This window comes from Paraliomyxa miuraensis, from assembly GCF_026337845.1.
GTDB classification, from domain to species: Bacteria; Myxococcota_A; Polyangia; order Nannocystales; family Nannocystaceae; genus Paraliomyxa; species Paraliomyxa miuraensis.
In genome coordinates this window covers 261,145-286,087 of record NZ_JAOVZF010000155.1, presented here as the reverse complement: position 1 = coordinate 286,087, position 24,943 = coordinate 261,145, and the positions used below count along the sequence as shown (strand labels likewise).

Below are 24,943 nucleotides of genomic sequence, written 5' to 3'. Positions count from 1 at the left end.
GCCTGAGAGTGCCCCACCGACTCATGGTGACACCGGCACCTGGGCTCCGGCAACGAGCCGCACCCGTGGCGTCACTCGACGAGTCCTCGTGACCGACCCGTCCCCGCGACGCCCGATGTCCGTCCGAGCAGCGGATTGAACGATGTATCGACCACCTCCTGCCCGACCATGGCCGAGCATCGACCGGTCGATCCAACCGCGTCCCGTGCTTGGAGATCCTTCGGCGCTCGGGTACCTCGCGCCGCTCACCCGCGTCCCGGTACGGCTCGCCGATCCCACAGGAGCGCCACCGCCCCGCCCAGCGCCGCAACCACCGCTGCGGTGTGGAACATGACCGCGTAGCTCGTGCGCTCGAGCACCACGCCCAGCACGGGGCCGCCCACCAACAGCCCCAGATCGAACAGCGCGGTGAACATCGACAGCGCCGCCCCGCGCTCGCTCTGGTCGGCGCGCGTGACCACCAGCGACGAGAGGATCGGAAACACGAACGCGTGCCCGAGCCCGCACAGGAGCCCGGCCACCGCCATCTCGAGCGTGCTGCCCATCCCGCTGAGCACCACGAGGCCGATCACCGTGCCGGTCATCGCGGGCGCCAGCGCCCGCCGGGCCCCCACCCGATCGGGCACCCACCCTAGGAGCAGCCGCAGCACGATCGCCGCCAGCGAGTACACGGTGTAGTAGAGGCCCATGGACCCGATCCCCAGGTGCTCGACGTAGGTCTTGAGGAAGGTGAAGTAGCTCGCGATCGCCAGCGCGAACGACAGGCCCATCAACCACAGCGGCCGCAACGAGGGCAGCATGACGGCGGCGAGGAACGAGCGCGGCGCGGGAGCATCGGCCTGGGCGGCGGGGCGGGAGTCGGCCAGCAGCCACGAGCACAGGCCGCCCAGCGCCGCCGCGATCGAAGAGGCAACGAACAGCTCCGCGTAGCCGGCATGCGTGAGGATGAGGTCGCCCATCACTCCCGCGAGCGACATCGGCAGCAGCCCCGAGACCCCGAACAGAGCGATGCCCTCGGTGCGCCGCGAGGCCGGCACCACGTCGGCCGCGATCGTGAACAGGGTCGAGAACAGCATCGCCTCGGCCGCGCCGTGGATGATGCGCACCACGAACAACCACGGACCGATCGAGTCCACCGAGAGATACGCGAACGTGACCGCGAGGTGCATCACCGAGCCCCACCGCGCGACCACTCGACGCCCTCGACGATCGAGCAAGCGCCCCACCGCCGGACGCAGCGCGATGGCGGAGGCGGCCATGGTGCCGAACACCACCCCGATCATCAGCTCGTCGGCCCCGCGCTCGGCCAGGAAGCCGGGCAGGTGGAGGTAGGCAAAGAACGCCCAGCTGTGCAGCAGGTTCGCGACGAAGGCCAGCAAGAATGCGCGCGTGAGCAGCTTGGCCGGGGGCACGGCCGGGAGTCTATCGAAGCTGGGCCGGTGCGCCGGACCGGGCGTAGGATTGCCGCTGATGTACGACGAGGGCGAGGCTACCCTGGCCGGCGACGAGACTGACGGGTCCGTACCGGCCGGTCACGAGCCTGCCCCGGGCCTCGATCGGGGGGCCCGACTGGGGCGCTACACCGTGCTCGAGCTGCTCGGTCGCGGGGGCATGGGCCTGGTGTATGCGGCCTACGATCCCGAGCTCGACCGACGCGTGGCGGTGAAGGTGCTGCGCAGCCGCGGCAAGGGAGCGAGCAACGAGCGCGCCGCGCTGCGGCTGCTCCGCGAGGCGCAGGCCATGGCCAAGCTCTCCCATCCCAACGTGGTCACCGTGCACGACGTGGGCACGACCAACGGCGAGGTGTTCCTCGCGATGGAGTTCGTCGACGGGCCCTCGCTCGATCGCTGGCTGGCCGACGAGCCCCGCGGGTGGGCGGAGGTGATCGGGATCTTCGCCGACGCCGGTCGGGGCCTCGCGGCGGCGCACGCCGCGGGCCTGGTGCATCGGGACTTCAAGCCCGCCAACGTGCTCGTCGATCGCAGCGGCCGCGCCCGGGTCACCGATTTCGGGCTGGCCCACGTGGGCGATCCTTCCCTGCTCGGCTCGAGCGGAGCGAGCTCGATCGAGACCAGCGCGATCGAGCGCAGCGCATCGTCCATGGCGCAGACGATCGGGCTGGTCGGAACCCCGGCCTACATGGCACCGGAGCAGCACGCCCAGCTCGGCGTGGATGCGCGCACCGACCAGTTCGGGTTCTGCGTGGCGCTCTACGAGGCCCTGTTCCACTTGCATCCCTTCGGGGGCGACAGCGTGTACGAGCTCGCCTCGGCCGTCACCCAGGGCTCGCTGCGCGAGGTGCCGAGCGACACCACCGTCCCGGCCCACGTGCGTCGGGCCGTGCTCCGGGGGCTGGCGCGAGCCCCGGAGGCTCGCTGGCCCTCCATGGAGGCGCTGCTGGCCGCACTGCTCGACGACCCCGCCCGACGACGGCGGCGGTGGGTGGCCGGGGCGGCGATCGTGACCGTGGGCGGAGGGGCGGTCGTGGTCGCGGTCGGGCTGGGGCTTCGGCCGCAACCCGACCCGGCGCCGCCTCCGTGTACGGAGGCGGGAGCCGAGCTCGACCGGGTGTGGACACCCGAGCGACGCGCCGCGATCGGCCGCGCGTTCGATGCCACCGGTCAGCACCACGCCCCGACGGTGTGGGCCCGCAGCGCCGAGGTGCTCGAGCGCTACGCGACTCGCTGGCGCGACTCGGCGCTCGATGCATGCGAGGCCACCCGCGTGCGCGGCGAGCAGAGCGACTCGCTGTTCGACCTGCGTCGTGCGTGCCTCGAGCGCCGTCTCCACGAGCTCGATGCCCGCCTCGCGATCTTGGCCGAGGTGGACGGCGACATGCTCGACCACAGCATCGACGTCGCGAGCTCGCTGACCCCGATCGACGTCTGCGAGGACACGCGACGCCTGACCGATACCGTGCCGTTGCCCGAGGATCCTGCGAAGGCCGAGCAGGTGGAGGCGCTGCTCGACCAGCTCGAGACGCTCGACGCCAGCATCACCGCCGGCCGTGCCGCCCAGGTCATCGACGAGGTGGACCGAGCGGTGGAACAGGCGGTTGCGCTGGGTCACGCGCCCACCCGCGGCCACGCCCGGATCCTGGCATCCTCGGCGCACGAGGACCTCGGGCACTTGAAGCAAGCCGAGCAGCTGCTGCTGACCGCGGCCGAGGATGCCGCGGAGGGGCGCGACGATCGTCTGGTCGCCCGCGCGTGGAGCAACGTGCCGTACCTCGTGGGCTATCTTCAGGGGCGCGCGGACGATGCCGTCACGATGGCTCCGGCGGCCCGCGCCGCGCTCGCCAGGGTGGGACGCCCCGACGGCTTGGTGGTCGTGTTCGAGCAGGGCATGGGCACCACCCGCTTCCGCCAGGGAGACCTCCCGGCGGCGCGCCACCACTACGAGCAGGCGCTCGCGCTCCTCCACGAGGATGTGGCCAGCGCCGAGCCGCGCGCGCACGTGCTGAACAACCTGGGGGTGCTGTCCATGATGGAGGCCGACTACGCGGCGGCGCGCGACCAATTCGAAGCGTCGCGGGCCGCCCGAGCCGGGCTGCGCCCCCCCGAGCATCCCGACGAGGCCGACTACCACCAGAACCTGGGCAACCTCAGCACGGCCCGGGGCGACTATTCCGCCGGACTGAAGCACTACGACCAGGCGCTCGCGATCATCCGGGCGGTGCGACCCGAGGGCCCCGAGGAGCTGCTCCTGCTGACCAACCGCTCGCAAGCCCTGACCGCGCTGCACCGAACCGAGCAAGCCCGGGCCGATCTCGAGCAGGCACGAGCGCTGGCCGAGTCGCTGTATGGGTCGGACCACCCGGTGGGCTACACGATCTGGGGCAATCGCGCTCATCTCGAATTCTCACTGGGCCGCCTCGACGAGGCACGGGTCGCAGCCGAGCATGCGATCGCGCTGGGACGTGCCGCCCTGGGATCCGAGCACAAGGACATGGGGGTGCTCATGATCGTGCTGGGGGCGATCGAGCTGCGAGCCGGCAACTTCGAGCGCGCCAACGAGATCATCGACCAGGCGACCGCGCTCATCGAGGGGGGCCATGCGCCCGACCACCCGGAGGTCGGTCTGGCGCTGCGCTGGCGTGGCGCCGTGGCGCTCGAGCAAGGGCAAACCCAGCAAGCCTGCGAGTTCCTCGAGCGCGCCACCACCCTCCTCGAACGCGGCGACCCACAGGAGCTCGCGTACGCGCGCTTCGACCTGGCCCGCTGCCTGCCTCCGGGCGAGCGCGCTCGCGCCCGTCGCCTGGCCGAGCAGGCACGCGAGCGACTACGCGCCGACCAGAACACCGATGACGTGGCTGCAATCGACCGCTGGCTGGCCCGCAACGCGATCTGATGGGCGAGCGGTCGCAATCCATGGTTGAATGCCCCTCCGGCCTCGCGCGAGGTGCCCGCTCGCGCTCGACTCGCACGAGGCTCGGAGGACCCCCACCAAGGAGCTCACCATGAAGATCCAAGCCCTGCTGCTGTGCCTGTCCGCCTCGATCCTGCTGCCCGCCTGCGGCGCCGGCTCGCCCGATGCCTACGTCGAGAAGAGCACGAAGATCGCCTGCCAACACTACGAGAAGTGCGAGCCGGAGCTGTGGGAGCAAGGAATGTTCGAGTCGGTCAACGACTGCCGCGACCAGCTGCTCGACATGGAATTCGACGGACAGACCCTGCGCGACCAGTTCGTCGAGAGCTGCACCGACTACGACCGCGGCGCCGCCCGCAAGTGCCTGTCCGCCGCTCGCAAGATCAAGGGCGATTGCGACGTGAACTTCGACGAGGTCGACGAGCCCGCCTGTGACGAGGTCTGCGGGGCCCCGGCGGAGCTGGGACTCGGCAACCCGCTGAGCGGCGAGCTGGTCGCCCGCGTCCTCGAGCAGATGGAGGCCGACGGGGAGCTCGGCCTCGAGGTCGAGGTCGAGGACGAGCTCGCGGCCGAGTAGCGGGAACCTCGACCCGCCTCGCCCGTAGAACCCGGCATCCTTCCTCGAACCTCGACGGGCGGCGAAGGCCCGATCGGTGCATCCCGTTGCTCCGGTCGTGGCCCTCGCCGTCAGGTCGAGAGCAAGGGCAGCCCCGATGCCGTGGATCCTCCGTGGAGGTGCGCTGCTGGGCCTTGGCCTGGCCGCCTGCACCCGTGTCATCAACCCGCCTCTCACGCACCCCCCCGAGCCGCCGCCCATCGACGTCGTTGCCGTCGAGGCCGAGCTGGAGCGGGCCGCCGCCCTGCTCGCGAAGGCCGAGGCCGACGGCAAGCTCGATCCTCGCGAGTGCGCCGAGGTCACCGCGGCGTTCCGTGCCACCCATGATCCCGCCCACCCGAGCACGGCCCAGGGCCTGTTCGACGCCGGGGTGGTGTGGGAGCGCTGCGGCAACGTCGACGAGGCCAAGGCCGCCTATCGCCAGACCCTGGCCGTCGCCCCCGAGCACGCGGGTGCCCACAACAACCTGGGCGTGCTGCAGTGGGCCGCGGGCGACCGAGCCGCCGCGGCCGACTCGTTCGAGCGCGCGGTCAGGGCCGATCCTTCTTCACCCGAGGCCCGCAACAACCAAGCCGCCGCGGTGCGCGAGCGCTACCTCCAAAGCGGGTCCGCGGACGACTTCGCCAAGGCCGAGCTGGCGCTGCGCAATGCGCTGGCGGTGGACTCCGACAACCCCGTCTCGCACGAGAACCTGGCGCGGCTCTACTACGACCGCGGGCGCCTGCACGAGCGCTCCTACCTCTTGTTGGCCAAGCTGGTGGTGACCCAGGCGACTCGCGTGCTCGAGGAACACGGCCACAGCAGCGCCGAGCTCTACAACCTGCACGGGCTCTTGCTCATGGAGGACCACGATCAGGTCGCGGCCCTGCGGGCGTTTCGCAAGGCCACGGAGCTCGAACCCGACCACGCCGAGGCCCACCTCAACGTCGCCATGATCGCGCTGCGCTTTCGCGACTATGCAACGGCCGAAGAGAGCCTGACGCGCGCGCTCGGTGATCGCGACTACGAGCGCAACGTGACCGCGTGGCTGGGCCTGGGCGTCGCCCAGCGGGGGCTGCGTCGCTACGGCGACGCCAAGAAGACGCTGCTGCGCACCCGTGATCTCGATGGCGCCGATCCCCGCGCGCTCTACAACCTGGGGCTGCTCTACCACGAGCACATCGCCCCCTCGGCCCCGCAGGACCCCGACCCGCGGAAATTCGACGACACGGCGTACCTCGACGCGCGACGGTTCTTCGAGCGCTTCGTGTCCGAGGCCGCCAAGGCGCATCCCCAGGAGGTCGCGGACGCTCGCATGAGGATCGCGGGGATCGACCGCTTCCTCGAGGACGTCAAGGACATGGCCAAGCTGCAGGCGGACGTGGAGGCGGCGGAGGCCGAAGCGGCGCGGCTGCAAGAGGAGGAGCGCCAGCGACTCCTCGAGGTCGAGCGACGCGCCAAGGCGGCCCAGGCCACGCAGGGTTCGTAGCGCGCCCGGGCCTCGGTCGGGATTGCGCGCGTCGATCTCGCTCGTCCTCTGATCACACCGCACGTCGAACGCGCCTCGCCCTGACGACTCCTCGAGGCTTTCTCGTATGACTGAGCGGCACTTGCGCAGATGCCACCGGGGATGCGCCCGAGCGGCCGGTGCTATCCTTCGCTCGCCTTCACGCGTCCTGCAGGGCCACCCGTAACGCGGGCGCTGGCGCTCCTCCCGATGCTCCCGTACTTCAACACCTCCGGCCCGTGCATCCGCGGCGAGCACTACATGCTGCCGCCCGAGCGCCGGCTCGAGGACGTGCAGCAGCTCATCGAGAGCCGGCGCTTCTTCACCCTCCACGCGGGACGACAGACCGGCAAGACCACCAGCGCGCGCTGGCTGGTCAAGCACTACAACGCCGGCGATCGCTTCTGTGCGCTGTGGGTCGACATCCAGGATGCCCGCGAGCTGCCCGATCCGGCCCGAGCGTTCGAGCTGGTGCTCGACGACCTCGATCTCGCTGTCGGGCGCGACCTGCCTGGCCTGGCCCTACCCTCCGGCCCCGCACGCGCGCTCGAGCCTCCGCGTAGCTGCATCCGCCGCTACCTGCACGACCTGGCCGCTCGGGCTCCACGACCGCTGCTGGTGCTCTTCGACGAGGTCGACGGCTTGGTCGGGGAGGCCATGGTCTCCTTCCTCACCCAGCTGCGGCAGGGCTACATCAGCCGCGAGGAGCTCCCGTTCCCGGCCAGCGTGGTGCTGGTGGGCCAGCGACAGGTGCGGGACTACGCGCTGCGCGAGGAAGACCGCAGGGCGCTTTCGTGGCTGGGGACCACCTCGCCGTTCAACATCACCGCCGAGGCCACCACGCTCGGGCAATTCTCCGAGGCGGAGGTGGGTGAGTTGCTGCAGCAGCACACCACGGCCACCGGGCAGCGGTTCGGTGCCGAGGCGGTGGCCAGGATCTGGCACCTCGGCTGCGGGCACCCGTGGCTGACCAATGCGCTCGCCGATCAGATCGTCCGCCGCGACGTCAAGGATCGCACCGTCGAGATCACCGCCGAGCACGTCGAAGCGGCCAAGGAGACCATCATCCTCGAGCGCCGCACCCACATCGACTCGCTGGTGGCGCGGCTTCGCGAGGATCGAGCACGGCGCGTGCTCGCACCGATGCTCGTGGGCGACCGCGCCTCCCTCGACGTCCTCGACGACGACTTCGCCTACGTCGTGGGCCTGGGCCTGATACGACCGCGAGCAGGGCAGTACGAGATCGCCAACCCGGTCTACGCCGAGGTGCTCCCGCGCGCGCTCACCTACAACCAGCAGTTGCAGATCACCAACCAGCCCGCCTGGTACGTGCGGCCCGACGGCGCTCTGGACATGCCCAAGCTGATGGCCGACTGGCAGGTGTTCTGGCGGGAGGATGGGCACCTGGCCGCCGAAGGCTTTCGCTACCGCGAGGCCGGACCGCACCTGATGCTCATGGCCTTCCTGCAACGCGTGATCAACGGTGGCGGAAGGATCGAGCGCGAGTACGGGCTCGGGCGCGGGGCGCTGGATCTGATGATCGAGTGGCGAGGCCGACGGTATGCAATCGAGGTCAAGCTGCGACGCGGCTTGGTCACCGAGGAGCGAGCCCTGGATCAGGTCACTCGCTACCTCGAGCACCTGGGGCTCGACGAAGGCTGGCTGGTGATGTTCGACCTTCGCTCCTCGGCGAGCCCAACCCAAAGCTGGGACGAGCGGCTGACCACCCGCGAGGTCGAGCACCGCGGCAAGCGGGTGCACGTGGTCGGGTGCTGACGGGGGACGGCCAAGGGCCCAAGCGGTGCTGCCGATCCGCGTGTTCGTGGACGGCAAGGATCGCGTGCGGTGCCTTCGCATGCCGCGGCTGGGCGTCTGGCCCAGGTCTTCCGCCGAGCCGTCGTGGAGTTCCGAGCGCCGCGAGGTGGTCGGCGGCGATCGAGCGCACGATCATGCGGTCGGGTGCGGAAACGCGCCGGAGCGGCATCGAGGGCGAATCCCGGGGGTCGACCGAGGCCGAAGGAATTTCGGCGAGCGGCGCAGCCAAGCTCGGCTCTCGGTGCACTCATGGCACGGAGGCAGGGTGAACGAGAAGGTCGGCGAGCAGAGCACGCTGGCGGAGAGTGACGTCATGGTCACCACCACAAGCGATGGATCGCTGCGGGAGAGCTCCGCACACGGCTTCGATGCACGGACTCCGGCGCGAAGGCATGCGCTCGGCTTGGCCCGCCGGGTGGCCTCCCATCGCTGCCCCGTGCTCATCATGGGGCCCACCGGCGTGGGAAAGGAGGTGCTCGCCGAGGACATCCATCGCCACGGGGATCGTGCGACCAAGCGATTCGTCGCGGTCAACTGCGCCGCCGTCTCTTCCGCGCTGTTCGAGAGCACGTTCTTCGGTCACATGCGCGGCTCGTTCACCGGCGCAACGTCCGACAAGCCCGGGCTCGTCGAGCTCGCCGACAGGGGGACGCTCTTCCTCGACGAGGTGGGCGAGCTGTCCCTCGACAACCAGGCCAAGCTGCTGCGCTTCCTCGCCCAGGGGACGTACTGGCCCGTGGGCAGCACCACCGAGCGGCGCGCCGACGTTCGCATCATCTCCGCGACCAACCGCGACATCAGCGTGGGAAGTGACGCGTTTCGCGAGGATCTCTACTACCGGCTGAGCGTCATCACGATTCGCATTCCCAGGCTCGAGCCCGTCGATGTGAAGGCCATCGCTCGCTCGCTCGCGATCCAGCTGGCGGCTCATCATGGCATCGACCTCGAGGACGACGACGTCGCCACCGTGGCCGAGCACTGTGCGGGCCGCGAGTGGAACGGCGGCGCGCGCGAGCTTCGGAACCTCGTCGAGCGCCTCATGGTGCTGTGGACCCCCGATCGACCGCGCGAGGAGCTGTTCGCCGAGGTCCTGGGAGAGCGGTCGAGACGAGCCGGCCCGGCGCGGCAAGAGCGGGCGGAGCCTTCGCTCGCGAGTGCACGCGTCTCCAAGGACCTCGACAGCCTCGTGTTCCTCGGGATCGCCGCGCAGTGCGAGGACGTCAAGGAGCTGGCCCAGCGCACCGAGCGAACCGTGCAGGCGGTGTACCTGCGCCTCAAGAAGCTCGGGCTCGGGCCGCGGAACATCGGCCAGAATCCCGAGCTCACCACGCGCATGGAGGAGTTCCGACGCCGCGTGGCTCCGGAGCTCCCGTGGATCCGGGTGCTGCTGACCGGATCGTGAGCCTCCCACAAACCCCGTAGTCTCGCCCACGCTCGTTGCAACCGACCCGCCCGATCTTTTGGTTGCGTTCTCGCCGCCCCTTGACGACGATCGCCGCTCCGCGAGCCATGACGGCTCGCGATTCGCGGCACGAGGGGCGAGCATGGCAAGCGATCGGGAGGTCAACTGGACGGACATCGAGCGAGCAGCCGCGCTGCGCGACCCTCAGCTGGCCTCACTGGTCATCCGCTACATGGACCAACCCGATCCGCCCGAGGATCGCGACGAAGATGCCGACCCCAGCGCCTCGGTGCCCGCCCAGCCCCGCGACGCGTGGACGCTCTCGCGCCTCAAGAGCACGATCGGGACCGGACGGCTGGCGTACAAGACCGCGGACGAGCAGCGCTCGATCCGGCGCGCGTCATGGGACGCGCTGATGGCGTCGCCCCACCCGCCTCCCCGCTTGCGCCTCGGCACATTGCTGGCCGAGATCTACGAGCAAGGCGACGAGCCCGGCCGCGCGGCGCTCGAGGAGATCTTCGCGCGCGCCCGCGTGGGCTGGGGCCTGTGGCAGGCGCTCAAGCGGATCTTCAAGCTGGCCGAGGAGCGCCACGACGCCTCGATGTTCGGGGTGCTGGCCTGGCGCCTGGATGCGATGGGGCAGACCCCCACCCGCGCGGGGGAGATCTCGCCCGGCACCTTCCTCTATATGCAGCGCCGGGCGTGGCGGTTCCTGCGAGAGCTCGGCCGTGCGGTGCCCGAGGCCTATCCGCAGTTCGCGGTCCAGATCCTGCGCCGCTACCCCCGTGACTTCAACTTCTGGAGCGCGTGGGTGGTGGGGCACATCTGGGGGCACGAGCTGCTCAAGGGCCAGGGACGCGGGGGCCTGGGCCGACCGCCCACCGACCTCAAGAAGCGGGCGTACCCCGACGCGTGGAAGCGCTCGCCGGATCCGCTGCTGCGATTGCTCGAGGACGCGGACAACAACGAGATCTGTCAGTTCGCGATCCGCTGCATCACCACGGACTTCCCCGAGCGCCTGCGCGCGGTGGAGCCGGCGTGGCTCGCTCGGCTGGGCCAAAAGCCGCTGGCCTCGGTGCACGACTTCGTGACCAAGCTGCTGCGCGACGACCCGCGCTTCCACCCGTCCAAGCTCGCGAGCCTGGGGCTGCACGAGCTGGCGCTGTCGCTGCTGCGCAGTGACAGCGACGATGCCCGCAAGTACGCGGTGGAGTACGTCCGTGCGCACGTCCCCGAGCTGCCGGTCGACCTGCTGGTGACGCTGGCCACCGAGGGCGCCGCGGACGTGCGCAAGCTGGCGGCCGAGCGCCTCGAGCCCAAGGACGCCAAGACGCTGGGGCTGCCGGCGCTGGTGCGGCTGCTCGGGGCCAGCGAGACGGCCAAGATGGCGGAGAAGAAGCTCAAGGCGAGCTTCGGGCCCGACGACATCGATGCCGAGTCGTTCATCGTGCTGTGGACCGGCAACCGCAACCAGCAAAAGCTGGTCACCAAGCTCTACGAGGACGCCAAGAAGAAGATCCCCGCCCGCCACTGGCTCACCCTGCTCGAGGACAAGCGATTGCCGCGCTGGAAGGAGTCGGAGGTGCTGCGCACGCTGGGCAGCTACTCGGGCCAGGACATCGGCATCGACTGGATCAAGCAGGCGCTGCTCGATCGCCGCTACACCGACTGGGTGGGCCGATGGCTGCAGGGCGGCATGCTCAAGGGCGATGCGCTCGACGTGGACTGGGTCAAGGGCCTGGTGATGCGTCCGCGGCTGCGGGCCATGGCGCTCGCGGTGCTGGGCAACCCCAAGCTCTGCAAGCCGACCCGCGTGGGGCTGCCGTGGCTGCTGGCGATGGTGCGGCAGGCCGACGAGAGCCTGCACCGCTTCGCCCACCGCTACATGCTCGAGCACTTCTCGCCGTCGGACTTCAAGGCGACCGAGGGCGGGGGCTCGGGATTGGACAAGCTGTGGGGCCTCGCCGCAGGCCCCGACGAGCCCGAGACGGTGCGAACGTTCGCCGGCACGTACCTGCGGGTGCACCACCCCACCCAGGGGGCCACCATGCAGGAGGCCAAGGACTTCGGCATCAAGCCCCGGCTGTCGCACGGGGACTACGCGCTGGCGCGCGTACGCCCGCTGTTCGACGACGGGCGCGCCGACGTGCGCAAGCTGGCGCAAGACATCGCCAAGCACGAGCTCGTGCGCTGGGGCGATCGCGTGCTGCCCTATCGCCTGGCGCACAGCCGCCACCGCGAGGCTCGAGCCGCCGCCAACCTCGTGCTGCTCAAGCTCGGGCATGCCCAGGACGCCGCTGCCGATGCCGACTACGACGGCCCCCCGGCGGACTGGCTGCTGCCCGACGAGGTGTTCATGCTCGCCGAGGCCAGCCACAAGGCCACGCGCGAGGTGGGGCTGACGCTGATCCGCCGGTGCTACGACCAGGTGGGCGGCGCACGGCGCCTGGCGTGGCTGATGGAGAGCCCCGACCGCGAGGTGCGATTGTTCGCGGTGCGCCTCTTGTGGGAGAAGCACCGGCCGGGCGCGTACGTGTCCACGCCCAAGGGGCAGCCGCGGCCCGATCCGGCCGAGGTCGCGGCCTCCCGTCGCTTCGACACCACCGAGGCCCTGCGCGAGTTCCTGCGCACGGTGATGTTCGGGCTGCCACCGGGTCGCATGGAGCGTCGCGAGCACTCCCAGGGCGACGAGCTGCCCGATCGCCCCCTGCCCGCCTCGGTGGCCAAGGCCCGGCTGGTCGCGGTGATCCGCGACTTCGGGCTCGAGGACCGTGCGTTCGCCGAGCTGGCGCTGCCCGTCCTCGAGGCGTTCGCGCACTCCGAGGGCAAGGGCGAGCGCCACGGCTGCATCGCCGCCCTCGCCACCCTTCGCCACGCCCACCCCGGGCTCGTCGTCGACCTGCCGACGTCCTCGATCCCGCTCAAGCCCAGCCGCCGTCCTCGCCTCGGCGCCGTCGCGCTTTGATGACCTCGCTCGGAGCGTTCTCATGACTCGCAAGCTCTGTTCCCACGTCGAGCGCGTTCGGGCCGTGAGCGGCTCGCTGTCCGGCCGCCTGTTCGCCTACGCCGGATTCCGCGACGCCGAAGCGGTCGATTCCTCCTTCGTCCACGTGATGTCGGCGGGCAAGCTCACCGAGCAAGCCTCGATCGAGCTCGACTCGGCCGTCACCGCGCTGTGCTTCCTGGCCGACGATCTGCTGATCGCGGGCGGGACCAACGGAAGCCTCTACGGCATCGAGGTGAGCGGCGAGACGGCCACGCTGCGGTTCTCGGCGCCCACGCTGCCGTCCTCGACGCTGCGGGCCCCGATCACCGCGCTGGCCCGCGACGACGCCGGCCAGCGGCTGGTGGCGGTGACCGAGGACGGACACGTGGCGGCGTTCGAGCTGGTGGTGGAATCGGCCACGCCCTCGCTGGCGCCGCGAGGCAGCCGCAAGATCAGCGCCCGACCGCTGCGCGCGGTGACCATCGAGCCCGGTGGACGCCGGGTGGTGGCCGCGGGCGACGACGGCACCCTGCGAGCGCTGCCCCTGTCGGCGGAGCTGGCCACGGCCGAGCTCCGCGACATGCCGGGCGCCGAGGGCGGAGTGTTCGCCCTGGTGGCCACCGACGATGGCCGCGTGGCGGCGGGTGCCGGCGACGGCTCGATCCGCCTCTACTACCTCGACGGCGCCGTCGACGAGGAGAACCGCTCGGGCGACGCCGGGCACATGGGCCCGGTCCGCGGCATCGCGCTGGGGGCCCGGCTCCACGACGACAACGGCCAGGAGCTGCCGCGACGGCTGTTCTCGATCTCCGAGGACGGCCAGCTCAAGTCGTGGCAGCTCGACTCCAAGCGCAAGCCCAAGGCGGTCGAGGTGGGCAAGGCCGGGCTGTGGGCGCTGACGTGGCTGCCGGCGTCGTCGCGCGCCAAGGCGGACAAGCGCGGCGGGCTGCTCGTGGTCGCCGACAAGCGCCGGCGAGTCTCGGTGCTCACGCTCGATCTCCAGAGCGACATGGGAGACGAGATCGATCGCCTCGACAGCCGCTTCGCGGGGCTGCGGGAGGAGCTGGGCGCGCGGGCGCCCAAGGCCCGCGAGGCCGCGCTCGAGGCCCTCGAGGGGCTGCCCGAGGACGACGCGCGGCGGATGCTCGACCAAGCGCTGGCCAAGGACGACAAGCCCGAGGTCCGCACGCTCGCCGCCAAGATCATCGGCCGCTCGGGCCGCCGCCGCAGCCGCCCGGCCCTGCGGGTCGCCCTCGACGACGGCCACAAGGACGTGCGGCACGCCGCGCTGGCGGCCCTCACCACGCTCGAGGCCGACGCTCCCCTGGCTCCGGCGCGAGCGGCCCTGGGCTCGCGCCACGTCGACATGCGCATCGAGGCGCTCTCGCGGCTGCCCCGGCTGCGCGACGTCTCGCCGATGGTCCCCGCGATGATCGCCGATCGCCTTCGCGACGGCGACGCCAAGGTGCGGCACGCCGCGCTCGATGCCCTCGAGGCGCTCGAGCCCGCGGGCTCGCTCGAGCCGGTTCGCGTGGCGCTGGGCCGAGGCCCCGCCGACATCCGTGCAACCGCGCTCTTGCGGCTGGGCCGACGCGGTCATGGTCGTGATGGAGAAGGCTACGCACTGCTCGAAGAGGCGCTCGACGACGAGGACGCCGAGGTGCGACGCGTGGCGTTCCTGGTCGCGGTCGCGGGACGCCCGGCGCTGAGCACCGCGCTGCGCAGCGTGGATGCGCAGACCCACGCGGCCATGGGCAAGCTCGAGGAGGGCGGACCGCTGGCTCCGGCCGCGGCGGCGAGTGCCGCAGGGCTCGACGAGAACACTCGCGCCCCGCTGTTCGCCGCCCTGGTGTGCCGCAGCGCCGACACGGCCCTGCGAGGGGCGCGAGGCCTGGGCATGCTGGGCGACCCGCGGGCCACGGGGGCGCTGTTGCAGCTGTCGCGCGAGGCCGATGCCTCGGTGCGCCGCGAGGTCGTCTCGGCGCTGGTGGCCACGGCCACGGTGATGGCCGGCGACGAGCGCCTGCGCACGCGGCTGCGGTGGCTGCTCGACGATCCCGACGACTCGGTGCGCGCGGCGGCCTACGATGCCCTGCGCACCCTGGCCGAGCCCGACGGCGAGCCCGGGGCGGTGGCCCTGGCCGCCACCGCGCTCGGGGGCGGCCACGCCGACGTCCGCAGCCGCGCGCTGCAGCTCCTGGTCAAGCTCAAGCCGGGCAGCGGTGGCGACAAGATCCGCGAGCAGGCCGACGTGCTGCTGGGCCATGCGCTCGACGACGAGGACCAGGGCGTGCGCGGCGAGGCGTTCCGCACCCTGTGGGCCTGGCACGAGAAGTCGCCGCAGACCGTCCTGCGCCGGGCATCGCAGTCGCGCCACGCCGACATCCGCGAGCGCGTGGTGGGCGAGCTCGATCGCCAGCGCGACGCGTGGGCCGACGAGCTGCTGCGCGAGCTGGTCTCCGATGCGGTGGCTGCGGTGGGTCTGGCGGCCTACCAGGCGCTCGTCGACAGCAAGAACGACAAGGACCGCAAGAAGAAGTTCGAGGGCGACGACGAGATCCACCGGCTGGCCCTGGGCTCGCCGCGACCGGCCGTACGCGCCGCCGGCTGCGGTGGCGCCAAGAAGGGCAGCGCCCAGGCGCTGCGGGTGCGCCTGGTCGAGCTGCTCGACGACGAGGCATCCGAGGTGCACCTGGCGGCGATCGAGGCGCTCGATCACCTCGTGCCCAAGGATCAGCAGAGCTTCGCGGTGGCGTTCGGCAGCAAGTTCTGGGGCCTGCGCGTGCGGGCGGCCGAGCTGTGCGGCAAGCGTCGCGACGATCGAGCGATCGGACCCATGCGCGCCCTCTTGGCGCTGCCCGCCGGTGACATCAACCGTCCGCCCGATGCGCTGCGCCAGCGCGCGGCCCGAGCCATGGCCGACGTGGGCGATGCGGAGGCGATCGCCGACTACGTGACGCTGCTCGACGACGCCGATCCGATCGTGCGAGAGATGGGCGCGCGCGGCCTGGCCGGGGCGGTGGTCCCCGGCAAGGAGCGCCCGCTGGTCAACGCGCTGTCGCATCCCGATCTGCCGGTGCGCAGCTGGGTGGCCGAGGGCCTGGCCCGCATGGGCGACGCGCGAGCCGTGCCCGTGCTCGCGGGCACCCTCAAGCACCCGCATCGGCCCATCCGCCTGGGCGCGATCCTCAGCTTCGTGGCGCTGGGCCCCGACGGCATCCGCGGGATCCTGCAGGGCCTCGAGGACGGCGATCGCGAGATCCAGGACCTGGTGTTCGCGGTGGTCGTGGCCCGCGATCTGGCCCTGGCCCGCGCCGGGCTCCCGCCCGATCTGCTGCTGGCCGCCATCGCCTCGTCGCGCCCCGAGATCCGCCTCGCGGCCGCGCACGCGCTGGAGGCCCGCGAGGCCACCGAGGCCATGGGTCCCCTGGCGCAGGAGCTGGTGGGCCCCCCCAAGCCCGAGCGTGCCGCCGACATGAAGAAGTGGCCGGCCGAGGCCGAGCGAGGGCCGCTGCTCAACGTGCTGGTCTCGGTGCTGGCCAGCGACGACCCGGCGCAGCGCTACGCAGCGGCGCGCGTGCTGTCGCTGCGCCCGCAGCCCGAGGGGTTCTGGCGCGAGCTACAGCGGCTGCGCGCGCCGACCATCGCCGCCAAGCCCGACGCCCCGGCCACCAACTGGGAGGACGAGCGTCCGCAGCCGCGCAAGCGCGGGTGGATCCGCCGGCTGCTCGAGCAGGTCCGCGACGAGCAGACGGGCACCCTCACCGAGCGCGTGCTGGAGATCCTGCGGTTCGTGGGCGGACCGCGGCCGCAGGCGGCTCCGCCCGCCCACGATGCACCGGTCGACCGCGCCGCGATCGACTCGCTGGTGTTCGGCACCTACGTGGGTCTGGTCCGTCAGGCGCCCACGCGCGGCGAGTCCGACGAGACGCACCGCGTGCGCCGCGATGCGCTGGCTCGCCTCGGCGCGCTGGCCCTGCGCCCCGAGGTCGGTCGCGCCGCGGTGCTCCCGGTGCTGCGACGAGCGCTCTCCGATCCCCACCACCTGGTCCGCAAGGCGGCCCTCACCACCCTGCAGGGGCTCTACGACACCGGCGACACCACCCCGCTGGGCCTGGCCCTGCAGTCGCAGGCCGCCGACGTGGGTCGCGGTGCGGTGGACGAGCTGGTCGCCATGGCCGGCAAGGGCAACGCCGACGCGCGCCAGCTCGCCCTGCACGCGGTCGATGCTCCCAACGCCGAGGTCCGCAGCTACGCGGTCACCATGATCCAGCGCCTGTTCGACGGCGGAAGCCTCGAGCCGTGGCTCGTTGCCCTGGGCAGCCGACACACCGACGTGCGGCTCTCGGTGGTCGACCGCCTCGTCGACTCGAGCGACCCGCGGGTCGACGAGGCCCTGCGGCGCGCGCTCGAGAGCGATCACGAGGATCTGCGCCTGCGCGCCGCCGAGGCCCTCGCCGCCCGCGGCGAGGCCCGCACGGTCGACGTGCTGGCCGCGTTCCTTCGCCGCGAGGACGCCCGCGTGTCCCAGCGCGCCCTGCAGGCGCTGGTGGCCCTGTCCCACGCGCGTACCGACGGCGACTCGGCCCGGCGCGCGGGCGAGGCCGCGGCGCTGGCCGTGGCCGCGCGCATCGAGGACGACCCCGACAAGAATGCCGATCGCTTCGCGCTGATCGACGGGCTGTCGCGCATCGGACACGTGGCCGGGCAAGCGGTGCTGCTCACGCTGCTCGGCGACGAGCAAGGGCCGATCCGCACCCGCGCCTTCGATGCGCTCGTCACCCTGGCGCGCCATCCCACCGAGGGCCCGCGCCGCCTGCCCCGCGGGGGCACGCGCGCGCGCCACGACGACACGCGCGTGCTGGGCTACCTCGGCCATGCCACGCAGAGCACCGACCCCGAGCTGCGCCGCCGCGCGGTGGCGGTCCTGCGCGACGTGGACGATGCCGGGGCCGAGCCCTTGCTGGCCACGCTGCTCGAGGATCGCGAGCCCGACATCCGCGTGGCCGCGTGCGAGGCCCTGGCGTTCCGCGCCGAGCACGTGCCCGGAGCCTCGCTCGAGGCCCTGGCCCTGGCCCTGCGCGAGGGTCGACGCGAGCTGGTGCTCCCGGCTGCGGCCGGCCTGGCCGGCAAGCGGCGCCCCGAGGCGTTCCAGGCGCTGCTGCTGGTGCTCAAGGCGGGCGAGCAGCCCGAGCGCGAGCGCGCCATCCTCTCGCTGGGCACGCTCGGCGATCGGCGGGCGCTCGAGGAGCTCGAGCCGCTGCTCGATCCCGACGCCGAGATCACCGACGAGGATCGAGCCCTCGCCCCCACCGCGATCGAGGCGCTCGGCCGCATGCTGCCGTGGCTCGTCTCGGGCGCCTCGGGGGCGAATGATGAAGAGGAGCACCGGCGCGTGCGGGCGCTCGTGGAGCGGATGGCCCGCGAGGGTGCATCCAACCTGCGCACCCGAGCGCTCACGGGCCTGCGTCATGCGGGCGACCCCCGCAGCCGCAGCGTGCTCGAGGCGGCGGTGGCCGATCGCTTCGAGGATGCCTCGGTCCGCCAGCATGCGATCCGCGAGCTGGGCGAGCTGCGCGATGGTGCGGCCGAGGCCGTGCTCGCGGATGCGCTCGACGACGACGCCTCGCCGGTGCGCCGCGAGGCGGTCACCGCTCTGTCCAAGCTGTTCGCCGACGAGCCCACCCGCACCAACCTGCTGGCGCTGCGCAGCCGACACTCCGACGTCTCGGCCCCCGCGGCGAGCTTCCTGGCCAGCCACGGCGATCCGGTGACCCTGGTCGCCCGCATGGGCGAGATCGACGACGCCGACGTACGCCGTCGCCTGCGGCGAGGGCTGGTGCGACGCGGCGAGTGCCCCCAGGCGTCGGTGACCTCGCTGCTCACCGCCGACACCACGGCGGCCCGGGCCGATGCGGCCTGGATCGCGGGCGCGAGCGGTCAGCCGGCGCTCGCCCCCGCCGTGGATCGGGCCGCCACCCTCAGCGCCGACGCCTGGGTGAAGACCAAGCGCGCCGCCCTGGGCAAGGACGCCGAGACCCGCACGCGGCTGTCCGAGCTCGCCTCGGCCTGGCGCGCGAGCCTGTGGGCCGCGCGTCGGCTCGGCGAGGCGGCCGGGCTGACCGCTGCGCGCACGGCCGTGGACCAGACCGAGGCTCCCGCCCACGTGCGTCGAGAGGCGCTGCGCCTGCTTGCCGACCACGGCGATCCGAGCGACGTGGCCCGAGCCCAGGCCGCGCTCTCCGATCCCGATGCGGGCGTGCGCCGAGCCGCCGCCCAGCTCGTGTCCGCCCGCGCGCCCGATCAGGCCGCCGCGCTGCTCACCGCCCAGACCGTGGCCGACGCGGCCGCGATCGCCCCGGTGGCCCAGGCCGCGCTCGACCGCTCGGCCAACGACCTGCTCGCCTCCGATGCCGCGCGCGTGGTGGTGCTGCCCACCGCGCTCGGTCTGCGCAAGGTGCAAGAGCTGGGCGCGCTGGCCCAGACCTCGGGCAAGGGCCCGGGCCGCCTCACCGCCATCGGCAGCCTCGGTCGCCTCGGAGGCGACACGGCACGCCAGACCCTCGAGGGCATCCTCGGCCGCAAGGACGAGCCCGAGGAGGTTCGCAAGGCCGCATTCAGGTCCCTGCGCCGTCTGCAGCGAGCCCAGGCCCGCGCCCGCGCCCACGCTTCCGCCCGAGGATGACCCTCTGACCACCTCCCACACGCTCACGCGCACGAGATCACGATGACGAGCCAAGCCGCCGAGGTCCGCGTTCGCTACGCCCCCGCCACCGACCCCGTGGCCGAGGGCGATGCCTTCCGCCTACGCATTCCCACCGATGGCATCCGCGCCGAGTGTGCCTTGGTGGCAGAGCTCTCGCGCCCCGGAGTCGCACGCGACGCCTTGCTGACGATGGGCGAGATCCTCACCAGCGATCTGCGCTTTCGCCCCCGCAGCCGCGCCGACTACCTCGCCTACCTGCTCGCGCAGGGCAAGCGCGTCACCCAGGAGGTGTGGAACGCCCAGCGCGACTTCTTGCGCTCCAAGTACGGCGAGGCCGCGCAGGAAGAGTCCCCGCTCGACCCGGTGCTGAGCGTCGACGAGCGCGGCCTGTCGATCGAGGTGTTCTCGGCCGACGAGTCGGCCTACGCCCGCCTGTGGATGAAGGCCGACCAGGCCTACCGGGCCAGCGAGCTGCGCGCGGGCACCTCGTACGTGCGCCTGCCCCCCGCGCTGCTGGCCGCGCTCGGTCGCCTGCGCTCGTACCGGAGCTCCACGCTCGAGCTGTCCCCCACCGCCGCCGGCGAGGGTGACGAGCAGCGATTCCTCGTGCCGCTGCGCTGGATCCGTGCGTTCGGCCAGGTGCAGTCGGCCTCGACCCTGCCCCTACGGAGCTTCGAACTCGCCCCCGTCGACCTCTACAACGTGCTGCTCACGCTGCGCCAGCGACGAGCCCGCAAGCCCCCCCGGGCCCTGCGCTACGAGCTGGTCCCCGGCGAGCGGCCGCGCCTGGTGCTCGAGCCCTGGGAGGTGGTGATCGAGTCCACCGGAGCCGTCTACGAGGGCGCCATGCCGATGGTCGTGCGCACCTGGGGTCGCAACCGGCTCTCGGTGCTGGCGCGTCTGCTCCCGCACGCTCGCAGCGTTCGCATCCACCTGGTGGGCCCCGGCCTGCCCGCCTACTACGTCATCGACCTCGGCGACGCCGAGCTCACCCTCGCGCTCTCGGGCTGGACCGACGCGGGCTGGGCCGGCATCGCGACCTTCGATCTGCTCGACGCGGGCGAGGTCGACGAGGTGCTGGCCCGCAAGGCGCTGTCGCTGCTGCAGCAGGGCCCGCGGACCCTGGCCGAGCTGGCCACCGAGACCGGGCGCGCCACCACCGAGCTGCGACCGGCGCTGCTGCACCACATCCAGCGCGGCATCGTGATGCACGACGTGGCCCACGGCCGCTACGTGCACCGCCCGCTGCTGTCGGTGCCGCCCGATCCCGAGGCGCTGCGCTTTCGCGACGCCCGCGAGGCCGAGGCCCACCGCCTGCTCGCCAGCCGCACGGACGGCAAGGATGCAGTGCGCCTGACCAGGGTCCACGACCTCGGCTCGGAGGGCACCAAGATCGAGGGCGAGGTCGACGACCCGCAGGCGCACCGCAGCTACAAGACGTCGTTCACCCTCGATCGAGAGGGCCGCACCGTCGACGCCTCGTGCACCAGCCCGCAGTTCCGCCGCAGCGGCCTGCGCGAGGGCCCCACCGTGCCCATGATGGCGCTGCGACTGCTCTACGCCCGGCAGCGCGCCGAGCTCGAGCGGGCCCGCAACACCGAGGAAGGTCGGCGCCTCATCCGGGCCGAGACCCGCACCTTCGTCCGCCGCGACCGCACCGGTTCGCTCACCTTCCGCGTCAGCCTCGACCACCGCCAGGTGACCGTGCGCTGGGGTCCCCACCCCGATCGCATGCGCATGCAGAGGCTGCTGTTCTCCACCCCCGAGGAGGCCAGCACCGAGTACTTCGGCCGGCTGGAGAAGCTCTCCTACAAGGGGTTCATCGACGCCAGCGCAGCCGACTAACCTCACTGCCATTTCTCCCTTCGTGCCCAACCCGTCGGCACGCCCACGATCGATGCGCTCCCACCGGGTCGCAGCCAGTCGCTCGTGGGCGCATGCCGATTTCGACGTGGTGAACACTCGTTCGGACGAGCCCATCGCGAGGCTCGTTGCTCGGGTTTTCGTTCCTCGCACCGCCCGTCGATCGTTGACACCACCGCAGAGGATCGATAGCGTGACCACACCGCGAGTCGCGGGGAGAGGGAACCGAGTTCGTTAGCCACGTGCCTCGTGCACACGGGTGGCGCTGCGCCACCCCGGACCAACATCACTGCATTGCTCCACAAGGTAGGCTGTTCGTGGTTTGTCTGGTACGGAGGGGGTGCTAGCGACCGGGTTATCTGGACCAACCACGCAGCCGTCGTTCAACCCAGTCGCTAGCACCCCCTCCGTACCACAAACCGGTGAGCCTACCGTGTCCCGTGTCGAGTAGTAGCGTCTTGGTTCCCTCTCTTCGCCGGCTCGAGGTCCTGCCCGGAGACCTCGCCCGGCCCGCTCCCTTCGCTCCTTCGTCTCTTCTCCTTGTCGTGCCCCGATGACCGACGCGGCCCCGCCTTCGGAACGAGCCCTCGACCCCTGGCCCACGATCGCCGAGGCGGGAGGCATCGATGCGTGGGTGGTGGCCGAGCTGCGCGCCCGTGGTCTGTGGGACGAGGGCACGGACACCTCGAGCCTCTCGGACCGCGAGCGCAAGAAGTACAAGGCACGCCGCGAGGAGGAGCGTCGCGTCCGCCGGATCCTGCGCCAGCATGCGTGGTCCGAGTTCCGCCGCAACCACCTGGTCCACGTGGGTGCGGGCATCTTCTATCACGACACCCCCGACGTCGATCGCTTCGACATCGCCGACCCCGAGGCACGCCGCCAGGACAACGCGCTGCCCAAGCTGCCCAACACGGGCGCCCTGGCCGAGGCGCTGGGCCTGTCGATCCCTCGCCTGCGCTGGCTGGTGTTCCATCGCGAGGTCGACAGCGGCACCCACTACCACCGCTGGCACGTGCCCAAGCGCGACGGTGGCCTGCGCCTCATCAGCGCGCCCAAGCCCCAGCTCAAGGCCGCCCAGCACTGGATCGCGCGCAACATCACCGAGCACCTGCCCGTGCACGGCGCGGCCCATGGCTTCGTCCCCGGGCGCAGCACCGTGAGCAACGCCACCGTCCATGCCGGCGCCACGGTGGTGATCAAGCTCGACCTCAAGGACTTCTACCCCTCCGTCACCCAGCCGCGCGTCAAGGGCCTGTTTCGCAAGGCGGGCTATGGCGAGCAGGTGGCCACCGTGCTCTCGATGCTGTGCACCGAGGCCCCGCGCGAGGTGGTCGAGCTGCGCGGCAAGCCGAGCTACGTGGCCCTGGGCCCGCGCTCGCTGCCCCAGGGTGCGCCCACCAGTCCCTCGATCACCAACGCGCTGTGCCTGCGGCTCGATCGCCGCATGCAGGGCCTGGCCCACAAGCTCGGCTTTCGCTACTCGCGCTACGCGGACGACCTCACGTTCTCCTGGCACGAGACGCCTGCCAATTCCGGAGCGGAAGCACCGGTCGGCAAGCTGCTGCACCGCGTGGGTGCGATCGTCACCGCCGAGGGCTTTGGCGTGCACCCGAACAAGACCCGCATCATGCGATCGGGTCGGCGCCAGAAGGTCACGGGCCTGGTCGTCAATGCCGTCGAGACCGCCACGATCCCCGCCGCCCGCGTGCCCCGCAAGCTGCGACGCCTGCTGCGGGCCGCCCTGCACAACCGAGCGCGCGGCAAGTCCGGCCCCGAGTCGCTCGACCGCCTGCAGGGCTACGCCGCCTATGTCTACATGACCGATCCGTCTCATGGCCGGCCCCTGCTCGAGCAGGTCGCAGGGCTGCGCGACGCTTCCCCCACCCCCGAAGGAGGCCCGACGTGAGCGACACCTGGGAAGTCAGCCTTCAGCTCGTGGAGGGCGGCTCCAAGAAATTCTGGCGTGCGCGCGTGGAGGGCGGAACCCTCTACGTCAACTACGGTCGCATCGGCACCACCGGCCAGACGCAGGTCAAGGAGCTGGGCACCGACGACAAGGCCCGCGCCGAGCTCGACAAGGTCGCCGGCTCCAAGCGACGCAAGGGCTACGCGGACGCAGGCGATGCGGTCGCGGCGAGCTCGACAGCGGCGGCCGCCCCCGTGCTCTCGGTGGTCCCCGCCAAGGAGCTCGACAAGGCCGCCACGCTCTCGTTCACCTCGGGCGGCCGCACGATCGAGGCGCGCCTGATGGTCGAGGGCGGGGTGCTCAAGACCGAGGTCGCCGAGCGCTTCGCCGGCGACGAGGCCGCCGCCGCCGCGCTCGACCGCGCCCGCAAGGCCCTGCGCGACGACGGCTGGCGCGAGGGCTGAGCGGCGCTCGCTTGGCGAGGCGTCGCGAGGCTTGGCGAGGCGTCGCGAGGCTTCGCAGCGGACCGACCGCCCTCAGCGGTTCACGGCCGCGATCATCAGCAGCTCGCGCTTGGCCACCTCGTTGTTGGGATCGAGCTGCAGCACCGCTTCGTAGCGCTCCCGGGCCAGCGGCAAGTCGCGCTCGGTCACCGCCTGGCGGGCCTGCACGATCATCAGCAGGATCTGCAGCCGCGCATCGGGCTTCTGCTCCAGCGCCTGCTCGAGCTTCTGCGCCGCGTCGGCGTAGCGCTTCTGCGACAGCAGCTTCATTCCCTCGTTCACCAGCCCGCGGTGCTCGCTGCGGCGCACGTCGGCATTGGGATCGCGCCGCTTGAGCTGCGACGCGAGCTGCTCGCTGCGCTCGATCACGCTGTCGAGCTGGCGCCGTGCGGCGTGGGCCCGACCCGGCGGCGAGCCCTCCGCCTCGGCCGGCGGCGCTGCGGGCTCGCGTCGGGGCGGAGCCGCTGGCCCTCGCATCGCGCTCGCCGAAGGCGGGGCGGGTGGGTGCACCTCCCGGGCCCGCGCGCCAACGTCCTCGCGCCGCTGCTGCCGCACGCGCGACACTCCTCGCAGCCGCCGGTACGATCGCTCGATCCGCAGGTAGATCTCCGAGACCAGGTGGCGAATCTCGTCCGGTGCGTCGCGCGGGGTCAGGCTCGGGTGCCAGCGCCGCGACAGCCGCTCGAACGCACTCTGCAGCGCCTCGAGATCGTCCGCCCCGTCCTGTAGCCCCAGCACCTCGAGATCGCTGCTCGCCATCAAGGTGGCCAGCTCGGCTCGGAGCTCGTGCATCTGCTGCACCTCCGCCTCGGTCAGCGACAGCCGCAGGCCTCCATCATCGGGAGCATGGACCAGCCCCAGCTCGTGCATCGAGGGTCCCTCGACACTCGGTCGCTGCGACAGCGCCTCGGCCTGCTCGACGAGCCGCTGCAGTGCCTTGCGCCGCTCCGGAGTCATGCCGGAGAACTGCAGACCGAAGCCCGGAGTACGTCCGGACAGGCGCGCTTCTTCGGCCGAGACCGTGTGGACCACCGTCCCCTCGAAATCGAGCACCCCGGCGCCGTCGGGTAGCAGCAACCGCACCGCCACCGCCACATCGCGCTCGGGTGGCGTCTGCGTACACACGAACATCCCGCCGAAGCTGATGTCCTTGGTGTAGAGCGTCACCAGCTCCGACCAGCTCCCCACGTCGACCACCGCGGGCTCGCTCAGCGAGTATCGCTCGGCCTGACGACGGTCGGACCCCGCCGCGCGCTCGGGCATCGACACCGGCTCGGGCATCGACACCGGCT

Annotated in this window: 12 protein-coding genes; 10 read left to right on the top strand and 2 right to left on the bottom strand. The window is 71.9% G+C overall.

Annotated elements, in window-relative coordinates; genetic code table 11:
* Positions 1-245: 245 nt before the first annotated feature.
* Positions 246-1,412, bottom strand: a complete 1,167-nt coding sequence (locus OEB96_RS24975) for an MFS transporter (protein ID WP_266219227.1) — start codon at positions 1,410-1,412, stop codon at positions 246-248.
* 58 nt (positions 1,413-1,470) lie between these two features.
* On the opposite strand from OEB96_RS24975, the gene OEB96_RS24970 reads away from it, so the two are divergent.
* The 10 genes from OEB96_RS24970 (at position 1,471) to OEB96_RS24925 (ending at position 23,612) form a co-directional block, all read left to right on the top strand.
* Positions 1,471-4,350 carry a serine/threonine-protein kinase gene (locus OEB96_RS24970; protein ID WP_266219226.1) on the top strand — a complete coding sequence of 960 codons (2,880 nt, stop codon included), beginning with the start codon at positions 1,471-1,473 and terminating at the stop codon, positions 4,348-4,350.
* A 109-nt stretch (positions 4,351-4,459) separates the two neighbouring features.
* Complete coding sequence (locus tag OEB96_RS24965) at positions 4,460-4,945, top strand: hypothetical protein (protein WP_266219225.1); 486 nt, start codon at positions 4,460-4,462, stop codon at positions 4,943-4,945.
* Positions 4,946-5,081: 136 nt separating this feature from the next.
* On the top strand, positions 5,082-6,452 hold the full coding sequence (locus OEB96_RS24960; protein ID WP_266219224.1) for a tetratricopeptide repeat protein: 1,371 nt from the start codon (positions 5,082-5,084) through the stop codon (positions 6,450-6,452).
* Positions 6,453-6,680: 228 nt separating this feature from the next.
* On the top strand, positions 6,681-8,246 hold the full coding sequence (locus OEB96_RS24955; RefSeq protein WP_266219223.1) for an ATP-binding protein: 1,566 nt from the start codon (positions 6,681-6,683) through the stop codon (positions 8,244-8,246).
* Positions 8,247-8,598: 352 nt separating this feature from the next.
* Positions 8,599-9,687, top strand: a complete 1,089-nt coding sequence (locus OEB96_RS24950) for a sigma-54 factor interaction domain-containing protein (protein WP_266219222.1) — start codon at positions 8,599-8,601, stop codon at positions 9,685-9,687.
* Between the two features lie 142 nt (positions 9,688-9,829).
* The gene (locus tag OEB96_RS24945) at positions 9,830-12,652 is read left to right on the top strand and encodes a hypothetical protein (protein ID WP_266219221.1); all 2,823 of its coding nucleotides are present in this window, start codon (positions 9,830-9,832) and stop codon (positions 12,650-12,652) included.
* A gap of 22 nt (positions 12,653-12,674) precedes the next feature.
* Entirely contained in the window at positions 12,675-19,358 is a 6,684-nt protein-coding gene (locus OEB96_RS24940) for a HEAT repeat domain-containing protein (protein ID WP_266219220.1), read from the top strand.
* Positions 19,359-19,400: 42 nt separating this feature from the next.
* The gene (locus tag OEB96_RS24935; RefSeq protein WP_266219219.1) at positions 19,401-21,224 is read left to right on the top strand and encodes a hypothetical protein; all 1,824 of its coding nucleotides are present in this window, start codon (positions 19,401-19,403) and stop codon (positions 21,222-21,224) included.
* A gap of 571 nt (positions 21,225-21,795) precedes the next feature.
* Positions 21,796-23,148: a reverse transcriptase family protein gene (locus OEB96_RS24930; protein ID WP_266219218.1), complete on the top strand. Its 1,353-nt coding sequence runs from the start codon at positions 21,796-21,798 to the stop codon at positions 23,146-23,148.
* Complete coding sequence (locus OEB96_RS24925) at positions 23,145-23,612, top strand: WGR domain-containing protein (RefSeq protein WP_266219217.1); 468 nt, start codon at positions 23,145-23,147, stop codon at positions 23,610-23,612. Before OEB96_RS24930 ends, OEB96_RS24925 begins: the two co-directional genes overlap by 4 nt.
* A gap of 72 nt (positions 23,613-23,684) precedes the next feature.
* On the opposite strand, the gene OEB96_RS24920 is transcribed toward OEB96_RS24925, so the two are convergent.
* The coding region (locus tag OEB96_RS24920; protein WP_266219216.1) for a PilZ domain-containing protein at positions 23,685-24,943 on the bottom strand (1,259 nt) is incomplete at its 5' end.